Source organism: Mucilaginibacter sp., assembly GCF_964263795.1.
Taxonomy (GTDB): Bacteria; Bacteroidota; Bacteroidia; order Sphingobacteriales; family Sphingobacteriaceae; genus Mucilaginibacter.
Genome location: NZ_CAXVWK010000019.1, coordinates 104,564 through 123,177 on the forward strand (window position 1 = coordinate 104,564; position 18,614 = coordinate 123,177).

18 protein-coding genes and 1 tRNA gene are annotated in these 18,614 nt (G+C 42.2%); 18 read left to right on the plus strand and 1 reads right to left on the minus strand.

The genetic code is table 11. The features are described 5' to 3' along the window. The first annotated feature begins 19 nt into the window (after positions 1-19). Genes ACE5CV_RS03640 through ACE5CV_RS03650 form a run of 3 tightly spaced genes read left to right on the plus strand, consistent with a single transcriptional unit; the run spans position 20 to position 3,144 of the window. Positions 20-178 carry a hypothetical protein gene (locus ACE5CV_RS03640; RefSeq protein WP_374948797.1) on the plus strand — a complete coding sequence of 53 codons (159 nt, stop codon included), beginning with the start codon at positions 20-22 and terminating at the stop codon, positions 176-178. A gap of 24 nt (positions 179-202) precedes the next feature. Next, positions 203-1,456, plus strand: a complete 1,254-nt coding sequence (locus ACE5CV_RS03645; protein ID WP_374948798.1) for a glycosyltransferase family 4 protein — start codon at positions 203-205, stop codon at positions 1,454-1,456. Positions 1,457-1,458: 2 nt separating this feature from the next. Continuing rightward, a complete protein-coding gene (locus ACE5CV_RS03650) occupies positions 1,459-3,144 on the plus strand; it encodes a pseudouridine synthase (protein ID WP_374948799.1) in 1,686 nt (561 codons plus the stop codon). Positions 3,145-3,465: 321 nt separating this feature from the next. Here the strand turns inward: ACE5CV_RS03650 and ACE5CV_RS03655 are convergent. Continuing rightward, positions 3,466-3,537: transfer RNA gene (locus ACE5CV_RS03655), tRNA-Glu, on the minus strand. Between the two features lie 256 nt (positions 3,538-3,793). On the opposite strand from ACE5CV_RS03655, the gene ACE5CV_RS03660 reads away from it, so the two are divergent. The 15 genes from ACE5CV_RS03660 to ACE5CV_RS03730 all read left to right on the plus strand — a co-directional run bounded on the left by ACE5CV_RS03660 (position 3,794) and on the right by ACE5CV_RS03730 (position 18,515). Then, positions 3,794-4,075 (plus strand): DUF427 domain-containing protein, encoded by a 282-nt coding sequence (locus ACE5CV_RS03660; protein WP_374948800.1) that lies wholly within the window; start codon positions 3,794-3,796, stop codon positions 4,073-4,075. Next, positions 4,075-5,463 carry a mercuric reductase gene (locus ACE5CV_RS03665; RefSeq protein WP_374948801.1) on the plus strand — a complete coding sequence of 463 codons (1,389 nt, stop codon included), beginning with the start codon at positions 4,075-4,077 and terminating at the stop codon, positions 5,461-5,463. The genes ACE5CV_RS03660 and ACE5CV_RS03665 overlap by 1 nt, the downstream gene beginning before the upstream one ends. Positions 5,464-5,469: 6 nt before the next feature. Further along, entirely contained in the window at positions 5,470-6,435 is a 966-nt protein-coding gene (locus ACE5CV_RS03670; protein ID WP_374948802.1) for an ABC transporter ATP-binding protein, read from the plus strand. Continuing rightward, positions 6,428-7,999, plus strand: coding sequence for an ABC transporter permease/substrate-binding protein (locus ACE5CV_RS03675; protein ID WP_374948803.1), 1,572 nt, complete (start codon positions 6,428-6,430; stop codon positions 7,997-7,999). Before ACE5CV_RS03670 ends, ACE5CV_RS03675 begins: the two co-directional genes overlap by 8 nt. 5 nt (positions 8,000-8,004) lie before the next feature. Then, the gene (gene egtB, locus ACE5CV_RS03680) at positions 8,005-9,159 is read left to right on the plus strand and encodes an ergothioneine biosynthesis protein EgtB (RefSeq protein WP_374948804.1); all 1,155 of its coding nucleotides are present in this window, start codon (positions 8,005-8,007) and stop codon (positions 9,157-9,159) included. 18 nt (positions 9,160-9,177) lie between these two features. Next, positions 9,178-10,173, plus strand: coding sequence for an L-histidine N(alpha)-methyltransferase (gene egtD / locus ACE5CV_RS03685; RefSeq protein WP_374948805.1), 996 nt, complete (start codon positions 9,178-9,180; stop codon positions 10,171-10,173). Positions 10,174-10,260: 87 nt separating this feature from the next. Then, entirely contained in the window at positions 10,261-11,202 is a 942-nt protein-coding gene (locus ACE5CV_RS03690) for an SPFH domain-containing protein (protein WP_374948806.1), read from the plus strand. Between the two features lie 27 nt (positions 11,203-11,229). Further along, positions 11,230-11,787, plus strand: coding sequence for a hypothetical protein (locus ACE5CV_RS03695; protein WP_374948807.1), 558 nt, complete (start codon positions 11,230-11,232; stop codon positions 11,785-11,787). Positions 11,788-11,864: 77 nt separating this feature from the next. Next, the gene (locus tag ACE5CV_RS03700; RefSeq protein ID WP_374948808.1) at positions 11,865-12,638 is read left to right on the plus strand and encodes a UDP-2,3-diacylglucosamine diphosphatase; all 774 of its coding nucleotides are present in this window, start codon (positions 11,865-11,867) and stop codon (positions 12,636-12,638) included. A 286-nt stretch (positions 12,639-12,924) separates the two neighbouring features. Next, on the plus strand, positions 12,925-13,998 hold the full coding sequence (prfA, locus tag ACE5CV_RS03705) for a peptide chain release factor 1 (protein ID WP_374948809.1): 1,074 nt from the start codon (positions 12,925-12,927) through the stop codon (positions 13,996-13,998). 181 nt (positions 13,999-14,179) lie between these two features. Further along, complete coding sequence (locus ACE5CV_RS03710; RefSeq protein WP_374948810.1) at positions 14,180-15,094, plus strand: FAD:protein FMN transferase; 915 nt, start codon at positions 14,180-14,182, stop codon at positions 15,092-15,094. Between the two features lie 181 nt (positions 15,095-15,275). Then, on the plus strand, positions 15,276-15,578 hold the full coding sequence (locus ACE5CV_RS03715; protein ID WP_374948811.1) for a hypothetical protein: 303 nt from the start codon (positions 15,276-15,278) through the stop codon (positions 15,576-15,578). 24 nt (positions 15,579-15,602) lie between these two features. Next, positions 15,603-16,487 (plus strand): hypothetical protein, encoded by an 885-nt coding sequence (locus ACE5CV_RS03720; RefSeq protein WP_374948812.1) that lies wholly within the window; start codon positions 15,603-15,605, stop codon positions 16,485-16,487. Between the two features lie 7 nt (positions 16,488-16,494). After that, positions 16,495-17,178, plus strand: coding sequence for a response regulator transcription factor (locus ACE5CV_RS03725; RefSeq protein ID WP_374948813.1), 684 nt, complete (start codon positions 16,495-16,497; stop codon positions 17,176-17,178). A 5-nt stretch (positions 17,179-17,183) separates the two neighbouring features. Continuing rightward, positions 17,184-18,515 (plus strand): sensor histidine kinase, encoded by a 1,332-nt coding sequence (locus ACE5CV_RS03730; protein ID WP_374948814.1) that lies wholly within the window; start codon positions 17,184-17,186, stop codon positions 18,513-18,515. Positions 18,516-18,614 lie beyond the last annotated feature (99 nt).

Below are 18,614 nucleotides of genomic sequence, written 5' to 3' on the forward strand. Positions count from 1 at the left end.
ACAACAAATATCAACCGTTATGGAGATGAGTTATAACACTATCGACCTGGCCATGTTAGCGATAGCAGCTGTCGTGATTTATGCCGCTTCAAGGGTGCCTGTAAAAGATGCACCTCCCAAAAAGTTAAGATCAAAACAAAAACACCGCGGACAGCATAACTCCTATTCCCTAAAATAAACCGCTAAATTTTACACCGCTAACGTGCGCTTAAATAAAACAAGGGTAGCTTTTTTTGCAGATATTTTAACTGGTGACCTGGATGGCGCGATACGTACGATGTACCAGCTGATAAACCGTATTGATAAAAACCGGTTTGAATTTCTTTTTATACATGGCGGCGGCCCAGCCATAGTAAATGGATTCGAAGCTATTAAAGTACCGTCGGCATATTTGCCATTCACAAAAGTATATTCATTGGCCTTGCCCGGCTTGGTTAGAAACAGCCTCGCAAAAAAGCTGCAATCCTTTTCTCCGGACGTGGTGCACATCGCCACACCATCAATCCTGGGGCACTACGCATTGTCGTTCGCTACGGCTAACGGGCTACCTGTCATAACGATATACCATACACACTTTTTGTCATATATTGATTATTACTTTAAATATCTGCCGTTTTTAATCAAAGGGGTTCGCCAATCACTTGCTGCAGATCATAAGTCCTTTTACAACCGGTGTAGTAAAGTATATGTACCGGCCAAAAGCATTAGTGCAGAGTTGCTTGCCATAGGTGTTGCCGGCAACAAAATGAAGATCTGGAAACGAGGCATGGACACCACCATGTTTTCGCCTTTAAAAAAAAATAAGACTGTAATGAGAAAGATCACCGGTAACGACAACCCGGTTATCCTTTTTGTAAGCAGGTTAGTTTGGGAAAAAAATCTCGAAATATTGTTTGATATCGTTAATGGGTTTAAAGCTGACCAAGCCGGTGTAAATTTTGTAATAGTTGGTGATGGAAGTGCACGTAAAGACTGTGAAGAAAAGCTTCCAAATGCTTTCTTCACCGGAGCTTTAGATCACCAACACTTGTCAGTGCTTTACGCGTCTGCGGATGCATTTGTGTTTCCATCGGTATCTGAAACTTATGGGAATGTCGTTTTAGAGGCTATGGCTTCGGGCCTTCCGTGCGTTATTGCCGACGGTGGTGGCTCTCGGGATTTTATAGATCAGGGCGTTAACGGGTTTAAGTGTTTGCCCAACAACGCCGCAGATTACATTGTCAAGCTAAAAATGCTGCTAACCAATAATCTGCTTGCAAACCAATTTATAGAAGCAGGCTTAGCTTATACTCAAAACTTAAGCTGGGATAACCTGGCAGAAGAGTACTTTAATGATGTGATAACCCTTGCTTCCACTAAGGTTGATAATAACTCTGCCGCCGGATTGCGTACAAAATCCTATCCACTTTTAAACGATTATCACTTACCTTTGCAAGCTACAACACAATACAAATAGGCTTGAGCAAGGATAGTCAGGATTTTATAACTTACTTTTTAGAAGATGAGATCAAAGGCATAAGTACGCCCCATAGATTCACCTATCCGTTTTACTACGAGCCACATCCCTTAGCTCAAATCGCTACCCTCCAATTACAGCAATACCTCCAAACTCAAACAGACATCGATCATAATTTCGGGATGGAAGCCCCTGGGGAAGGCCCGGTGATAGGAAAAATGTTCGGTGTTTTGGTAGTGCAGGACCGCGATGGACGAATGGGATATTTATCGGCATTTTCAGGAAAAATTGGAGGCACCAATAACCACTCCCGGTTTGTGCCGCCGGTTTTTGATATGCTTGTAGAAGACAGCTTTTTTTTACGTGGTCAGGAAATCATCAACAACATTAATCAAAGGGTAAAAACCATTGAAAGCAACCCGGCATATCAACTCAGCATAAAAGACCTGGAGCAGCTTACCACGCAATCAATATTAGAAACCACATCTTTTAAAAAAGATATAAAGAACAATAAAAACCAACGGAAAAAGCAGCGGGAGATTCAAAAAAGCATCCTAAGCGAACAGGATTACGCGCTATTTGAGGCGGATTTGATAAGGCAAAGTTTACACGACAAACACCAGCTAAACGTTTTACAAGCCCGGTGGCAACAACAGATTAACAATTCAAAATTAGCGGTTAAAAAATTTGAGGAGGAAATTGAGCAGTTAAAAAGTAAGCGCAGGGAGGGGTCGGCAATGTTACAGCAGCAACTTTTTGACGAGTACTATTTTTTAAATATCGGGAGCCAAAAAAAGAGCCTGGGCGAAATTTTTGCCGATACCACATTTGGCAAACCGCCGGCAGCGGCCGGCGAGTGCGCTACTCCAAAACTTTTGCAATTTGCTTTTTTAAACGGCTACAAGCCCATTGCCATGGCAGAATTTTGGTGGGGTGCTTCACCAAAGTCTGAGATAAGGCAGCACAAACAGTTTTATCCGGCATGTACCGGGAAATGCAAGCCTATATTACAGCACATGCTAGTTGGCATACCAATTGATGATAACCCACTTCTCAAAAATGAGTTTATAAGTAGTGTTGTTGAAATCGTTTACCAGGATGACAGTTTTGTAGTTGTTAATAAACCAGCCGACCTGCGTTCAGTGCCTGGGGTTAATATCCAGGATTCGGTATATACCAGGCTTGGGCCAATGTTAGGTATCGAGCCATTAATGATCCACCGGCTTGATATGGGGACATCAGGCATATTGGTAGTGGCCAAAGCCAAAGAAGCGCACAAGTTTATTCAAAGTCAGTTTTTGAAACGTACCATATTGAAACGATATGTTGCTTTATTAAGTGGTACTATTCCTGTAACAGCTGGTGAAATTAATTTACCGTTGCGGGGCGATCTGGATAACCGCCCCCGCCAGTTAGTTTGCTATGAATTTGGCAAAAAGGCAATCACCCGCTGGAAAGTTATTGAGATTAGAGCTGGCATTACACGCATAAACTTTTGGCCCCTAACCGGCCGCACACACCAGTTGCGGATGCATGCCGCCCATCAATCTGGACTCAATGCCCCTATAATGGGCGACGACCTTTACGGCACAAAAGCCGAAAGGCTTTATTTGCATGCAGCGCAATTGCAGTTTGTGCATCCGGTGACCAAACAACTAATGAACTTTGAAGTGCCGGCAGATTTTTAAAAATAAATAAACCCTCGCAATATACATATAAATTAAGTTCTAATTAATTTAAATGCAGAAGATATAAAACCATTTTTTGACACACATCAGGCATTATTATAATAGTCGACTAAGTAGACACTTTATATAAGTAGCTAAAACTACCGCAAACAACCTGATAGAGGTGTTATTTTTTGTGCAGGGTTAAATATTGAGATTGCAAAAGCAGTATCGAGATTTGTATTTGTAAATAAGATAAGCAATCTATTCAAGAATATAGAGGCCGATAACGAATCTTATACTGAAAACAAAAAGCCGCTCTACTTTCGTAAAGCGGCTTTGTAGCCCGTAGGGGAATCGAACCCCTGTTTCTAGAATGAAAATCTAACGTCCTAACCCCTAGACGAACGGGCCATTTTACGAGTTTAAATAATGGCCATTTGGCAATTGTTTAAAATCCGTTCCCTTATTTTGGGAATGCAAAGATAAACGTTTCATCATAAATTTAAAATTTCTTTGTAAAAAAATTTATTTGACTCAATTTTCGGCTATAGTTAACCAATTGCCAGTGTACATCATTTTTATTACAGCCAAACAAAAATCACTTTCTGTCATTATAATTCTGACATCAGTTACAATATCTTTATACAATAAAATCAGCCCTTTACCTATGAAAGCAATTTGGAATAACCAGATCATTGCCGAAAGCGATAACACTATTGTAATTGAGAATAACCACTATTTCCCAAAAGATAGCATCAAAAAGGAATTTTTCAAAGAATGCGAAACGCAAACCACTTGCCCGTGGAAAGGCGTAGCATCTTATTATACATTAAATGTTAATGGTCAGCAAAACCGCGATGCGGCATGGTATTATCCAAGCCCGAAACCGGCCGCTGCGCAAATTGCTGACTACATAGCCTTTTGGAAAGGGGTGCAAGTAACCCAATAATGAAACAATATGATGCGATAATTATCGGTTCGGGCCAGGCGGGTGTACCGCTGTCGAAAAAACTGGCAAATGCCGGCATGAAAACGTTGTTGATTGAAAAAGGAGTAGTTGGTGGCACCTGCATCAACGATGGTTGTACTCCAACAAAAACCATGGTTGCCAGTGCTCGCCTTGCCTATTTGGCGGGTCGGTGTAATGACATGGGTGTTGAGATCAAAGGGTATAAGGTTGATTTAAAACAGATAAAAAAACGCACGCAAGGCATTGTTTTAAAGTCCCGCAACGGCGCCCAGAAGGCAATTGAAGACACAGCCAATCTGGATCTTGTATTTGGCGAAGCACGTTTCGAAAGCAACCATGAGATCACTGTTAAATTAAAGGATGGCAAAACAGAGCAGTTTATGGCAGCGCAGATATTCATCAATACCGGTGCTGCTACAATTATACCGAAAGATATTGAAGGGATTGATCAGATAGATTACCTCACATCCCACTCAATACTTGAATTAGATAAAGTACCTGAACATCTGCTCATTATTGGCGGCAACTATATCGGGCTGGAGTTTGGACAAATGTTCCGCAGGTTTGGCAGTAAGGTTACCATTATCGAAAAATCGGCTCAACTGCTCTCACGGGAAGACGATGATGTAGCTGCCGAAATAACCAATATTTTGAATGGCGAAGGCGTTAACATACTCACCAATGCCAAAACATTAAGGTTTAAGCAAAAAGAGAAAGGTGGCATTACGGCTACGGTAATGGTAAACGGTGAAGAGCAAAAAATAAAATGCAGTCACGTGCTGATAGCTATTGGCCGTGCACCACAAACGCAAGCACTAGCCTTGGAAAAAGCGGGGGTTAAAACTGGCCAAAAAGGCGAAATTTTGGTGAACAGCAAACTGGAAACCAATATTAAAGGCATTTATGCCCTGGGCGATGTAAAAGGCGGCCCGGCGTTTACCCATATAGCTTATAATGATTATACAATTGTTTACCGCAACCTTATAGAAAAGCAAAATCTTAACATCCGCAACCGACCTGTTCCCTACTGTATGTTTACCGACCCTGAGCTTGGGAGAATAGGTATCTCAGAAAAAGAGGCCAAAGCGCAAGGATTGAATTATAAGGTAGCCACTCTGGAAATGTCGCATGTTGCAAGGGCTATTGAAACCGGCGACACCAGGGGTTTCATGAAGGCCATTGTAGATACCAAAACAAAGAAGATCCTTGGCGCGGCTATAATAGGCACCGAGGGCGGTGAAATCATGACAGTTTTACAAATGGCAATGCTTGGCGGAATCACCTATGATAGGATCCGTTACTGCGTGTTTGCGCATCCCACTTATTCCGAATCGTTGAATAATCTTTTTATGACCCTGGAGGATTAGCAGCGCATGATTAAAGTTGAGCACCTTGTAAAAACTTACGGGAATTTAAGAGCGGTAGACGATATCTCTTTTGAAGTTGGCGAGGGCGAAACTATGGTTCTGCTGGGCACCAGCGGCTGCGGTAAAACTACTACGCTTAAAATGCTCAACAGGCTGATAACGCCAGATAGCGGCTCTATTAGTATCAACAACAAAAACATATTGGATGGCCCTGCCGAGTTGCTGCGCCGGGGCATAGGTTATGTATTACAAAACAACGGCCTTTTTCCGCACTACACCGTAGCTGAGAATATTGCGGTAGTGCCTGATTTGCTTAAATGGGATAAAGAAAAAACCGAGAAAAGGATCAACGAACTCCTAGATAAATTGCACTTGTCTAAAGACTATTTATCCGCCTATCCGTCAGAACTGAGCGGAGGTCAGCAGCAGCGGATTGGCCTGGCCCGGGGGTTGGTAGCAGACCCGCCTGTGCTGTTGATGGATGAACCTTTTGGTGCGCTGGATAATGTCACACGATCTAAAATACACGGCGAATTCAAAGCCCTGGACGAATTGAAACGCAAAACCATTATCATGGTAACGCATGATGTACAGGAAGCTTTTGAACTTGCAGACCGTATAGCACTGATGGATAAGGGCAGGATCGTTCAAATAGGGTCGCCTGCCGAATTGTTATTTAACCCTGTTAATGATTTTGTGAGCAGCTTTCTGCATGAGCAGCGCCTGCAGCTCGAGTTTAAATCGATTAAACTTACTGATGTTTGGGAGCAGCTTACAGACACCGGTAAAAAAATAAACCCGTCACTCCTATCTGCAGACGCAGGGATTTGGGAAGCGCTGGAAAACTTTAAGTTTTACCCTAGAGAAACGATCAACATCATAAACCAGCATAACAAAGAAGTTAAAAGTGTGACGTTTGATCAGTTGATGTCGGCATTTTCACATTACAAAAACCTGCAGCAGCATGAATGAGCAACAGCAAACCCTGTTTCAGTTTATGGGCCAGCAGGCCGATAAGTTGGGCGTGCAAACTCTGCAGCATATCGGCTTAACTTTTATTTCTCTGTTCATTGCCGTGCTTATTGGCCTGCCATTAGGAATTTACATTACCCGCAAAAAAAACCTTTCAGGTTTAGTATTAGGTGTTGCCGGCATTTTACAAACCATACCCAGCATCGCGCTCCTTGGGTTTATGATTCCGTTGTTAGGCATTGGTGCCAAACCTGCAATAGTTGCTTTACTACTTTACGCCCTGCTGCCCATCATCCGCAATACTTACACAGGCATTACCGGGGTTGATAGCACCGTTAAAGAAGCCGCTGTTGCAATGGGTATGAGCAAATGGCAAGTATTGTTCAAGGTGGAGCTGCCGCTCGCTATGCCGGTGATATTGGCAGGTATCCGTACCGCTACCGTTATTAACGTTGGCGTGGCTACACTGGCATCTTACATTGCAGCCGGCGGACTGGGCGAATTTATTTTCGGTGGTATTTCCCTAAACAATACCAATATGATACTGGCGGGTGCTATACCTGCCGCAATGCTGGCTATCATTTTTGATTTTCTATTATCCCTTGTACAAAAACTTAATTTTAAGAAAATAAAAGGTGCGGTTAAAGTAGCCCCGGTGATGTTGCTTATCTTATCCGGACTATATTTTATTCCATCGGCTTATGGAAGCAAACTTACTGCAGGTTTTACGCCCGAATTTATGGGCAGGCAGGATGGCAATCTTGGGCTGGTAAGCAAATATGGCTTAGCTATCCATACTATCGTGATAAGCGATGCAGTGATGTATAAAGCCGCCCAGGAAAAGCAATTGGACGTTATCAGCGGCTACTCTACCGATGGGAGGCTAAAAGCCTACAACCTGGTAGTACTGGATGACGATAAAAAGATCTTCCCACCCTATTACGCTGCACCCATTGTGCGTGCCGAAGCTTTAAAAAAGTTTCCTGATCTGGAGAAAACACTCAATCTGCTGGCCGGCAACATAACCGACTCGGTAATGACAGAACTGAACTACAAAACCGATTACCTGCACCAATCGCCGGAACGGGTTGCTAAAGATTTTTTGGTATCCAAACATTTATGGAAAGCTGATAAAGGCGGCAACAACGGTGTAGTACGGATCGGCTCTAAAATATTTGGCGAGCAGTACATCCTGGCCAATATATACAGTATGCTGATCAAAGGCTATACCGACTATGATGTCAGCACAAAAACCGGATTGGGCGGCACCAAAATTGTATTTGATGCGATGACGAATGATCAGATAGATTTTTACCCAGAATACACCGGAACCGGCCTGCTGGCTATATTACAGGCACCGGCAAAAACCGTTACCCGGTTGCAGGTAAGTAAGGATAGCACTTATAACTACGTACAGCGGGAATTTTTAAGTAGATACAATATTAAGTGGCTTAAGCCCATTGGTTTCAACAATGCGTATGCTTTAATGATGCGCGAAAAGCAGGCGAAAGATTTGAATATTAAAACAATTTCGGACCTTAAACGATATTTGGAAATTAAGTAATACTAATGGATATAGCTGATTGTTACAAGAAAGTAAGGCGACGTACTGAGGAGATCTGCAGCCACCTGCAGACAGAAGATTATGTAGTACAGCCCATAGGTGATGTTAGCCCGCCTAAGTGGCACATCGGCCATGTAACCTGGTTTTTTGAAACTTTTGTTTTAAAGCCCTATTTTATGGGTTACCAGGAGTATAATCCCGATTACAATTACGTTTTTAACAGCTACTACGAAACGGTGGGCAACCGCGTTATCCGTACAGACCGGGGTAACTTAAGTCGCCCTACAGTTATTGAAGTTTACTCGTACCGTAAATATGTTGACGATGCCATGTACAACTTCTTAGCCTGCGGCGAATTAAGCGACGACGTAAAGGAGCTGATGATCCTGGGATTTAACCACGAAGAGCAGCATCAGGAGCTACTACTAACCGACATCAAATATATACTTGGCAACAACCCGCTCTTCCCTGCTTACTCACATGAATATGTATCGCCAAAGGCAGACAGAGTTGAAAGTAACAAGTTTATCAAAATTGCCGAGGGTGTTTATGAAGTAGGCTTCAACGGCGACGGTTTTTGTTTCGACAATGAATTGAATCGCCATAAAGTTTACCTGAATGCATTCGAAATAAGTCCTAACCTGGTTACTAACGCTGAGTACCTGGAGTTTATTAATAGTGGCGGCTACCACGATTTCAGGCACTGGCATGCGGCCGGTTGGGATTGGGTAAACACCAACAAGGTTGAGGCACCTATGTATTGGCACTATATAGAAGGTGAATGGTTTAGTTATACTTATCATGGCTTACAGCCGGTTGCTGCACACGAGCCGGTAACGCATATAAGTTACTATGAGGCGTACGCTTATGCCTCATGGAAAGGCTTACGGTTGCCAACCGAATTTGAATGGGAAACCGCTGCTAATGAATTCAAATGGGGCCAGCGCTGGGAATGGACAGAAAGTGCTTACCTGCCTTACCCTGGTTTTGCAAAAGCACCTGGGGCAATTGGTGAGTATAACGGAAAATTCATGGTTGGCCAGAAAGTGCTGCGTGGGGCATCAGAAGTAACATCGCCCGATCACAGCCGTGTCACATATCGTAACTTTTTCCAGCCCGAACTGCGCTGGCAATTTACTGGCATCCGTCTTGCTAAATAACATTACACTACAATACCTATGGCACCTATCACCACAGCAACAAACCAGTCAGCTCTAAATACCGATACACCTGCAACAGATCAGTTTTATAACGATGTTATTGCAGGGCTTATATCAACCCCCAAGCATCTTGATTCTAAATATTTTTATGATGCTAATGGGGATAAATTGTTTCAGGACCTGATGAACTGCCCGGAATATTATCCTACCAATCGCGAGATGGAAATATTCACCAGCCAAACCCAGGAGCTGGCAAAGGCTGTTATTGCCGGTGGCGATGCTTTCGATCTGATAGAATTAGGTGCGGGCGATGCAACAAAATCATCTCATTTATTAGCTCATTTAATTGATAACAAAGCCGATTTCACTTACCTGCCAATAGATATATCGGGTAATGTGATCTCTTATTTAAATATAACCCTTCCCGTTACCTTGCCGGGAATTAAAATTACAGGCCTGCAAGGTGAGTATTTCGAGATGCTTAAAAAGGCCGCGTCAATATCTGACAACCGCAAGGTAGTGATGTTCCTCGGATCCAACATTGGCAATATGCCGGTTACAGACGCGGAGGAGTTTTGCCGCGAATTGCGCAACAACCTGTCGGCCGGCGATATGGTTTTGGTTGGTGTCGATTTGAAAAAGAACCCTAAAACAGTATTGGCAGCTTATAACGATACAGACGGCATAACAAAAAAATTTAATATCAACCTTTTAGACCGCATTAACCGCGAATTACAGGGTAATTTCAATACCGCACAATTTGACCATTATGCCATGTACGACCCGGAGACCGGTGCCTGTAAAAGCTACCTGGTAAGCCTCGCAGAGCAGGATGTAAGTATCGGCCAGCAAACTGTTTCCTTTAAAAAAGACGAGTATATTTATATGGAGATCTCGCAGAAATATACGGTTGAGCAAACCAACGATATGGCCGAACTGGCCGGCTTTAAACCATTAAGCCATGTTTTTGACAGCAAAGGCTGGTTTGTGGATACGATTTGGATGGCGGTTTAAGTTTCACAAAGAGACAAATTGTTATTTTTAGAACGTCCTTGCTTGCATAGTTTTTAAGCCTATATTTATTAAAAATATAAAGCCTAAATGACACCATCGTCTTTGATCACCTTTATAGTAGGGTTCTTAATCCTGATTATAATTTTTTCTTCGTTTGTAACGGTTAAGCAAGGCACCATCGCAGTAATCACCGTTTTTGGCAAGTACCGCCGGATATTGATGCCAGGATTAAATTTCAAGGTCCCGTTAATTGAAAATATCTACTCTAAAATATCCATCCAAAACCGCTCTGTCGAGCTGGAATTCCAGGCCGTAACTTTTGACCAGGCCAACGTATATTTTAAAGCCATGTTGCTTTACTCTGTGTTGGACCAATCTGAGGAGGCTATCAAGAATGTAGCCTTTAAATTTGTGGACGAGCGCAACCTGATGCAGGCGCTTATCCGCACAGTCGAGGGTTCTATCCGCGCGTTTGTAGCCACTAAACGCCAAAGCGAAGTGCTGATTTTACGCCGCGACATTGTAGAACATGTTAAGGAACAGTTGGATACCATTCTGGAAGGCTGGGGTTATCATTTACAGGACTTGCAGTTGAACGATATTACCTTTGATGATGTGATCATGAAATCAATGAGCCAGGTAGTGGCGTCAAACAACCTGAAGGCTGCCGCCGAGAATGAAGGACAGGCTTTACTGATCACTAAAACAAAAGCTGCTGAGGCCGATGGTAACGCCATCAAGATCTCTGCCGAGGCTGAGCGCCAGGCTGCACAATTGCGCGGACAGGGAATAGCCTTATTCCGCGAGGAAGTAGCTAAGGGTATGACCATGGCAGCGAAAGAAATGCAAGGCGCTAATATGGATACCTCTGTTATCCTGTTTACTATGTGGACAGAATCCATCAAACACTTTTCAGAAAACTCAAAGGGCAACGTGATCTTCCTTGATGGATCTACAGAAGGTATGCAACGTACAATGAAAGAAATGATGAGCTTAAACCTTTTACACGTAGACCAGGTCAAAAAGTAAAAATATTTACTTATCCCCTTGGTTTAAATGACGTTAAAAATGTTTAGGGCGGCTTGCCTGTGCCTGCCGCTCGCTTTGCTCACACAGCTGGTTTCGGCCCAATCCTTCAGGCGTTTAACCACGGATGATTTCAGGAGTACTCCTTTGCCGAATAGCCGGGGTGTGGTGGCTTATACCAACTGCAGCATCCATTTTAGCTACCAGGCTACGCTTAGCAACAATAATTACCGGCTTAACTTTAATGTATCGCTTACCATGAACCACGACAAATCATGGATAGACCGTGCCCAAATTATCAGTCGCGACCTGTTGACCGAAGTTTTAAAGCACGAGCAGGGGCATTATAACATTGCTTATCTGGAGCAGCAGGAGGTGATTAGGGCCATGTCACGCACGCGGTTTACATCAAACTACCAGCAGGAAGCAATGGGGATTTTTAACCGCATAGACGCTAGATATAAACAGCTTAACCTGGATTATGACGAGGATACGGAGCATATGCAAAACCGCCAGCAGCAGCACAGCTGGGACGTTTACTTTAACAAACGCCTGGAATATATGCCGCCGGAAAACGCGAGCTTGTAACAGCTAAATGTTAACTAGTCTATGATTTAAAATCATCCTTGCACAGATAAATATTATTGGCGTATTTTAGCGTTATTATGCCCCCTGGTAATAAACTATATTTTGCTTCAGACTTTCATTTGGGCGCTGTGAGTTACGCGTCGTCGCGCGAGCGGGAAGACCGCATTATCCGCTGGCTGGACATGATCAAGGATGATGCAGCCGAGATTTACCTGTTAGGCGACATATTCGATTTTTGGTTTGAATACAAAACGGTAGTACCTAAAGGTTACATCCGGTTTTTGGGTAAGTTGGCACAACTGGCAGATACAGGGATAAAGCTTTATTTTTTTAAAGGCAACCACGATATGTGGATGTTTGATTATTTTGAAAAAGAGCTGGGTGTCACCATCATTCCGAATGAACTGATCTTTGAACGGGATGGCAAAAAATTTTACCTGCACCATGGCGACGGCCTGGGCCCTGGCGACGGCAAGTATAAAATACTTAAAAAGATCTTCCGAAGTAAAATTTGCCAATGGCTTTTTGCCCGTATTCATCCAAACCTGGGAGTAGGCATTGCTAATATGTGGTCGAGGCAAAGCCGCATAGAAGGTGGCCGTAACGAGCATTTACGCACCCATCAGCATGAATGGCTTGTTAGCTACTCAAAAGATGTTATTAAAACCACTTATTACGATTACCTTATTTACGGGCACCGCCATTTACCGTTGGATATTGACCTGGGCGGGGGCAGCCGCTATATTAATCTGGGCGAATGGGTTAATTACAACACTTACGCTGTTTTTGACGGCTCTAATGTGGAGCTAAAGTATTTTGAAAAGACTGAAGAGTCTGCAACCTCCCTTTAAATTTGCTTTACTTATCGAGTATTGCAAGTTAAAATATCTATCATCTAGCAGCTTTTTTATGTTAACCCACCTTTTTTGTAAATACCTAGCCATCAAATTGTTAGAGCATAAATAACCGAAAAAGTGTAAACCTTTGTTAACCTTTGTTCACTAAAATGTTTATTTGCAAACCATCATAATTAAGCTGGTATCAGTTAGCCGGCAAAATGATCAGGCAAAACTCTTACAATCCGCTGAATTTATTATCTGCGTTAAAATGCGTATTTTTGTATGTTTTTAAAAGCATATGTTAGAGAAATTAGAATTAATATTCCAGCGCTGGAAAAATGTAGAAGGCGAATTGAGCAGCCCTGAAGCCATGGCTGATATGAAGCGTTTTGCCCAGTTAAATAAGGAATATAAAGATCTTGCCAAAGTTGTTGATCAATATAACATTTACAAAAATGTAATGAGCAACATCGATACCAATAAAGAAATTCTGACTACCGAAAAGGATCAGGAGTTTCGCGAAATGGCCAAAATGGAGCTGGATGAACTATTGGTTCAGCAGGATGAACTGGAAGAAAAGATCCGTTTAATGCTGATCCCTAAAGATCCGGAGGATTCAAAGAATGCAGTTATTGAGATACGTGGCGGTACCGGTGGCGATGAAGCTGCCCTTTTTGCTGGCGACCTTTACCGTATGTATATACGTTACTGCGAAAAACGCGGCTGGCGTACAGAACTTATTGATGCTACCGAAGGCACATCGGGCGGTTATAAAGAGATTGTATTCAATGTAAATGCCGAAGACGCTTACGGCAATTTTAAATTTGAAAGCGGCGTTCACCGGGTACAGCGTGTGCCCGATACAGAAACACAGGGCCGTGTACATACATCGGCAGCATCTGTTGTGGTACTGCCCGAAGTAGATGAGTTTGACATTGATTTGCAGGTAAGCGACATCCGTAAGGACCTTTTCTGTGCATCTGGCCCTGGTGGTCAGTCAGTAAATACCACTTACTCTGCCGTACGTTTAACGCACATTCCAACCGGTATTGTTGCCCAGTGCCAGGATCAAAAATCACAGTTAAAGAACTATGATAAGGCTTTAGGCGTATTGCGTTCCCGTGTTTACGAAATGGAGTTGCAAAAACACCTCGAAGAAACATCTAAAAGACGCAAGACAATGGTTGCCACAGGTGACAGATCTGCCAAGGTGCGTACATATAACTACCCGCAGGGACGTTTGACCGAGCACCGAATTGGTTTAACAATTTATAACCTTACCGGCGTAATGAATGGCGACCTGCAGGAAATTATGGAGGCCCTGCAGTTTGCAGAAAATGCCGAACGTTTAAAAGAAGGCACTGCTGCCTAATCCCCTGTTTAAAATTTTAAATACAAAAAGCACCACATAGGTGCTTTTTGTATTTAAAGAACGCGCCTTTTCACGTTAATTTCATATTGGCCGGCTATTTTTGATATTGTTGGGTTGCACTTTTGTAGTTGACTACGTAGAGTATTAGTGCAGCACTTATAACTGTTCAAATAATTATCCTATGCTGGCAGTAAAAACATTAACAGAAAATCCATCCATACTTGGTCGTGAATTACGCTTGATGGGTAACCGTTTCCAGATCAATGTAGTAGGTATTGATGCTGCCTGGGCCGAAGAACGAATTAACAGCGCAGTAAACGAAATAAACCGCGTTGAAAAACTGTTAAGTACCCTTACCGAAGAAAGCAGGATAAACGAGGTAAACCGTAACGCCGGTATAAAACCTGTTTATGTGGGTGCCGAAATTTTCAGGCTGATAGACCGGGCCATTCAAATATCTGAACTTACATACGGCTCGTTTGATATCAGCTACCTTGCCCACCCCGCTCAAGATAAATCTTCAAAGGCAAAAAGTGCCTTTACCAACTACAAAAACATTGTTTTAGATGCTGCAGCACAAACCGTATACCTTAAAAATAAAGGCATGCGTATTGGTTTTGGCGCTATCAGCCGCGGCTATGCCGCCGACAGGGCAAAATATATTTTACAAATGGAAGGCGTAAGCAGCGGTGTTATTAATGCCGGCGGCGACCTTTTAAGTTGGGGCCTGCAACCCGACAACACCCCATGGACCATTGCTACCGCCGATCCGCAGCAAGCCGGCCAGCCTTATGCTAATATCAATATTAGCAACATGGCTGTAGCTACTTCTTTTAATGCCGAAAAGTTTACCAATATAACCGATCAAAACACGCGCGCAATTGATTCGGCTAATGGGTTCCCTGTTAGTGATATCAAGAGTGTAAGTATTATTACCCCTGGTGCCGAACTGGCGGATGCTATGGCAACGCCGATTATTGCAATGGGCATTAATGCCGGCTTGTATTTAATTAACAAGTTAAATCAAATGGCGTGTATTATTATTGATGATCATGCGCGTGTTTATACATCAAAAGGGATAAACCTGGTAGCTTAACGACTTTTTAAACCTTATTGCAATTTTTTATTATTAATTTTTTCACACTAAAATTTGGTGCAACTTTACTTTGCATTAATTATTGGTTATGCGGCTTGTATATAGCTTGTACTATCAATAATTATGTCATATTCTTTCTCTCTCCTCAATGATAAAGTGGTTTTTGTATATTGTACTTTTAATGATATCGGTACCACGCCTATCATCTGCTAATAATGCTGATATAAAAGGTGAATTTTTTCGGGAAAATACTATACCGTTAAATGCAAATTTTGCGTTTCAGCGGGATACCACGGCCTCAAAAAACGCTAAACAGCGCCAGGCAGATGAAGAAAAAAAGAAAATTAAAGAGGTAGCAACGGCAAAAAAAATGCCTAAGCCAGAAAAGATTGAAAAAGAGGATCCAAATAAGAATAAACCTAAACGGCAGCGCCGCCCGGACGGTTTGCAAAGGCCTCCGGAAATACCACGGAGAAATGATTAACAACTTTTAACAACATTGCTATTGATGAGGTACATCGGCCTGCTGATATTATTTTTGCTAAGCAACGCAACCAATGCTATGCGGTTTAACCTGCGGCTAATTGCATACAGGAGCAACTATGCGGCAGCTGATACCGATACCACTACCATTGTCAAAAAAAATTCCGCTTCGGCAGGCATCACGTACGGTAGCGACGCTTTGTTTTTTGGCCGCACGGGCCCTATTAAATATCCTTTCATATCGGCAGATATGATCTTAAATTATAAATCGGGCTTTTTTATTTACGGATCTGCGTTAAAAGTGCTGGGATACAAACCTATTTTGGATGAAATAGATGTAGGCGGTGGTTACTTTTATCGATTGTCCAAAAAGTTCACCGGTACGGTTAGCTATACTCGGTTTATTTTTAATAACGAATCGAGCATTATTAAATCTGCATCAACCAACGATATCAATTTCAAAAATTCTTACGATTGGAAATATTTGAAGACCAGCGTTATTGGCGATTACCTGTTTGGCAAGTCGAATGACATTTTTATAACGGTAAGTAATTCCAAATATATAGAAAGCCCATTCAGCATTTTCGATCAAACAGATTACCTATCTCTTAACCCCACTTTTAATTTTATTTTAGGTACACAAAATTTTGTTCAGCGCTATTCAGTAGACCATCAGTATCAGATAGAGGCTAACAACATTTATATCATGAACGAAAATGGCAGGCGTGCGCGTGCGAATGCTAAGTTCAACATGCTCAACTACAGTTTTAAACTCCCGTTGGCGTATAACCGGTCGCATTACACGTTAGAGGCAGCATGGAAATATTCCATCCCGGTAAATGTGGAGGGTTCCTTAAAAAATCGCCGCGAGTCATTCTTTAATTTTACCTTTTATTACGTTTTTTATTAGCGCTTAAATGAATGTTTTAATTATTGAAGACGAGAAAGCCCTGGCTTATGAAATCGAGCTATTCCTCAGCAAAAACAACTTTGTATGCGAGGTTTGTTTTGACGGCCGGTCAGCTTCTGAAAAGCTTGCTGTAAACCTTTACGATTTTGTTTTGCTTGATCTTGGCTTACCTGATTACGAGGGTCTGGATCTTTTAAAAGAAGCCAAAAAAAGCAACCCTGAGGCAGCATGCATAATCCTCACCGCCCGTGCTGAAGTTAGTGATCGCGTTAAAGGCTTGGATCTGGGTGCCGACGATTATCTGCCTAAGCCTTTTTCGTTGCTTGAGCTGCAAAGCCGCATGCAGGCTATTACCCGCCGCAAATTTGGTTTGGTAAATCACATCATTGATCTGGATGGCTTTTTAGTAAACCTTACCGATCGTAACATCATGTACCACACCACATCGGTAAATACGATAACTAAAAAGGAATTCGACTTAATAGCTTATATGCTACTCAATAAAAACCGAACCCTTACACGAGCACAATTGAGCGAGCATATTTGGGGCAGCATTGTGAATGATGATTACGACTCAAACTTTATTGACGCGCACATCAAAAATATCCGTAAAAAGTTAAGCGTATTTGCCCCTGCCGATTGGTTGGAAACCGTTCGTGGGCTGGGTTACCGTATCAAAACCATTGTATAGGCAGTTTGAAACTCAAAACCAAATTAACGCTGTTTAATGCCTTATCCAAACTGGTTATTGTAACCCTTTTTGTTCTTTTGCTGCCCTCGATAATCGAAAACATTAACAGGAATTATACCGATAACAGATTAGTAAAACAAAAAGAAAAACTCCTGCAGATAGTTAAAGAAAGTGGCATTAAACGGTACATTGAAGACGGCCAGAGCTACGGCAGTTACCTCCCTTTAAAAGAGGAATACATTAGCCTGGATACGGTAGAACGCGACTACTTTTTAGATACTATACAGGATGAGCAGCGGTTGATAGAACGCGACACCATCGACTACCGCATACTAAGCCACACCTTTAAAGTAGGCAACCAAAATTACCTTTTGGAGATTGGCAAAAGTATTGAAACTATAGGTGAGACTACCGGGCCGCTTCAGAATATTGCCTTGCAGATACTTTTAGGGATGGTATTGCTTACCATTATGGCCGATTTGCTATACGCCAACTTTATTTTACGGCCGCTTACCCTTATCATTAAATCAAAACTGATTGGTAATAAATTTCCAAGCTTTAAAAAATATAAGGAAGTTAAAACGAGCACTTCAGATTTTCAGCACCTGGACATCAGCATCCATCAAATGATTGAGGCAATTGAGCAGGCTTTCCAAAAAGAGCGGGAGTTTATATCGAATGCATCACACGAACTGATGACGCCGATATCTATTCTGCAATCGAAGATTGAGAATATGTTTGAGCAGGAGGATATTCCGGATGAGGTAAAGGTGCGGATGATGGAAATGCAAAAGATCCTGAATCGTTTAAAAAGCATCACCAAAACGCTGCTCATGATCTCGCAGATTGAAAACGACCAGTTCTTAAAGGAAGACACCATATCAGTAACTAACCTTCTGCACGATGTTTATGATGAGATCTCAATACGCCTGCAGGATAAAAACATCAGGTTTGAGTTAACAGTTACAGATGATATACTCCTTGTGGGCGTAAATAAATTCCTGCTGTTTAATTTGCTGTTCAACCTGGTTAATAATGCGATCAAGTATAACCAGCCCAATGGTCTGATAACTGTTACAGGCAAAGTAGAAAAAGATGGCTATCATATCGATATCACCGATACCGGGATTGGTATAGACGCAGCGCAGTTACCATTTATTTTTGACCGGTTCAAAAAGATCAAACAATCCCTTCAGCAGGATAGTTTTGGCTTGGGGCTACCTATCGTTAAATCAATTGCTGCATTTCATGGAGTAGTTATTAATGTTACATCACAAAAAGAGAAAGGAAGCACATTTTCCCTCATCTTACCCTACAGCATCCTCAAATTCATCTGACCCCCGATTATCTGTACTAAATAATATGCAAGCGTAAAAGCGCTATCCTGCTCACAGTTTTGTTTGCGCCTTGTACTTTCCTAAACATTAAAAAAATGT

Coding starts and splice junctions, on each gene's coding strand:
- ACE5CV_RS03640 (WP_374948797.1), top strand. CDS start 20: ATGGAGATGAGTTATAACACTATCGACCTGGCCATGTTAGCGATAGCA.
- ACE5CV_RS03660 (WP_374948800.1), top strand. CDS start 3,794: ATGAAAGCAATTTGGAATAACCAGATCATTGCCGAAAGCGATAACACT.
- ACE5CV_RS03665 (WP_374948801.1), top strand. CDS start 4,075: ATGAAACAATATGATGCGATAATTATCGGTTCGGGCCAGGCGGGTGTA.
- ACE5CV_RS03670 (WP_374948802.1), top strand. CDS start 5,470: ATGATTAAAGTTGAGCACCTTGTAAAAACTTACGGGAATTTAAGAGCG.
- ACE5CV_RS03675 (WP_374948803.1), top strand. CDS start 6,428: ATGAATGAGCAACAGCAAACCCTGTTTCAGTTTATGGGCCAGCAGGCC.
- egtB (WP_374948804.1), top strand. CDS start 8,005: ATGGATATAGCTGATTGTTACAAGAAAGTAAGGCGACGTACTGAGGAG.
- egtD (WP_374948805.1), top strand. CDS start 9,178: ATGGCACCTATCACCACAGCAACAAACCAGTCAGCTCTAAATACCGAT.
- ACE5CV_RS03690 (WP_374948806.1), top strand. CDS start 10,261: ATGACACCATCGTCTTTGATCACCTTTATAGTAGGGTTCTTAATCCTG.
- ACE5CV_RS03695 (WP_374948807.1), top strand. CDS start 11,230: ATGACGTTAAAAATGTTTAGGGCGGCTTGCCTGTGCCTGCCGCTCGCT.
- ACE5CV_RS03700 (WP_374948808.1), top strand. CDS start 11,865: ATGCCCCCTGGTAATAAACTATATTTTGCTTCAGACTTTCATTTGGGC.
- prfA (WP_374948809.1), top strand. CDS start 12,925: ATGTTAGAGAAATTAGAATTAATATTCCAGCGCTGGAAAAATGTAGAA.
- ACE5CV_RS03710 (WP_374948810.1), top strand. CDS start 14,180: ATGCTGGCAGTAAAAACATTAACAGAAAATCCATCCATACTTGGTCGT.
- ACE5CV_RS03715 (WP_374948811.1), top strand. CDS start 15,276: ATGATATCGGTACCACGCCTATCATCTGCTAATAATGCTGATATAAAA.
- ACE5CV_RS03720 (WP_374948812.1), top strand. CDS start 15,603: ATGAGGTACATCGGCCTGCTGATATTATTTTTGCTAAGCAACGCAACC.
- ACE5CV_RS03725 (WP_374948813.1), top strand. CDS start 16,495: ATGAATGTTTTAATTATTGAAGACGAGAAAGCCCTGGCTTATGAAATC.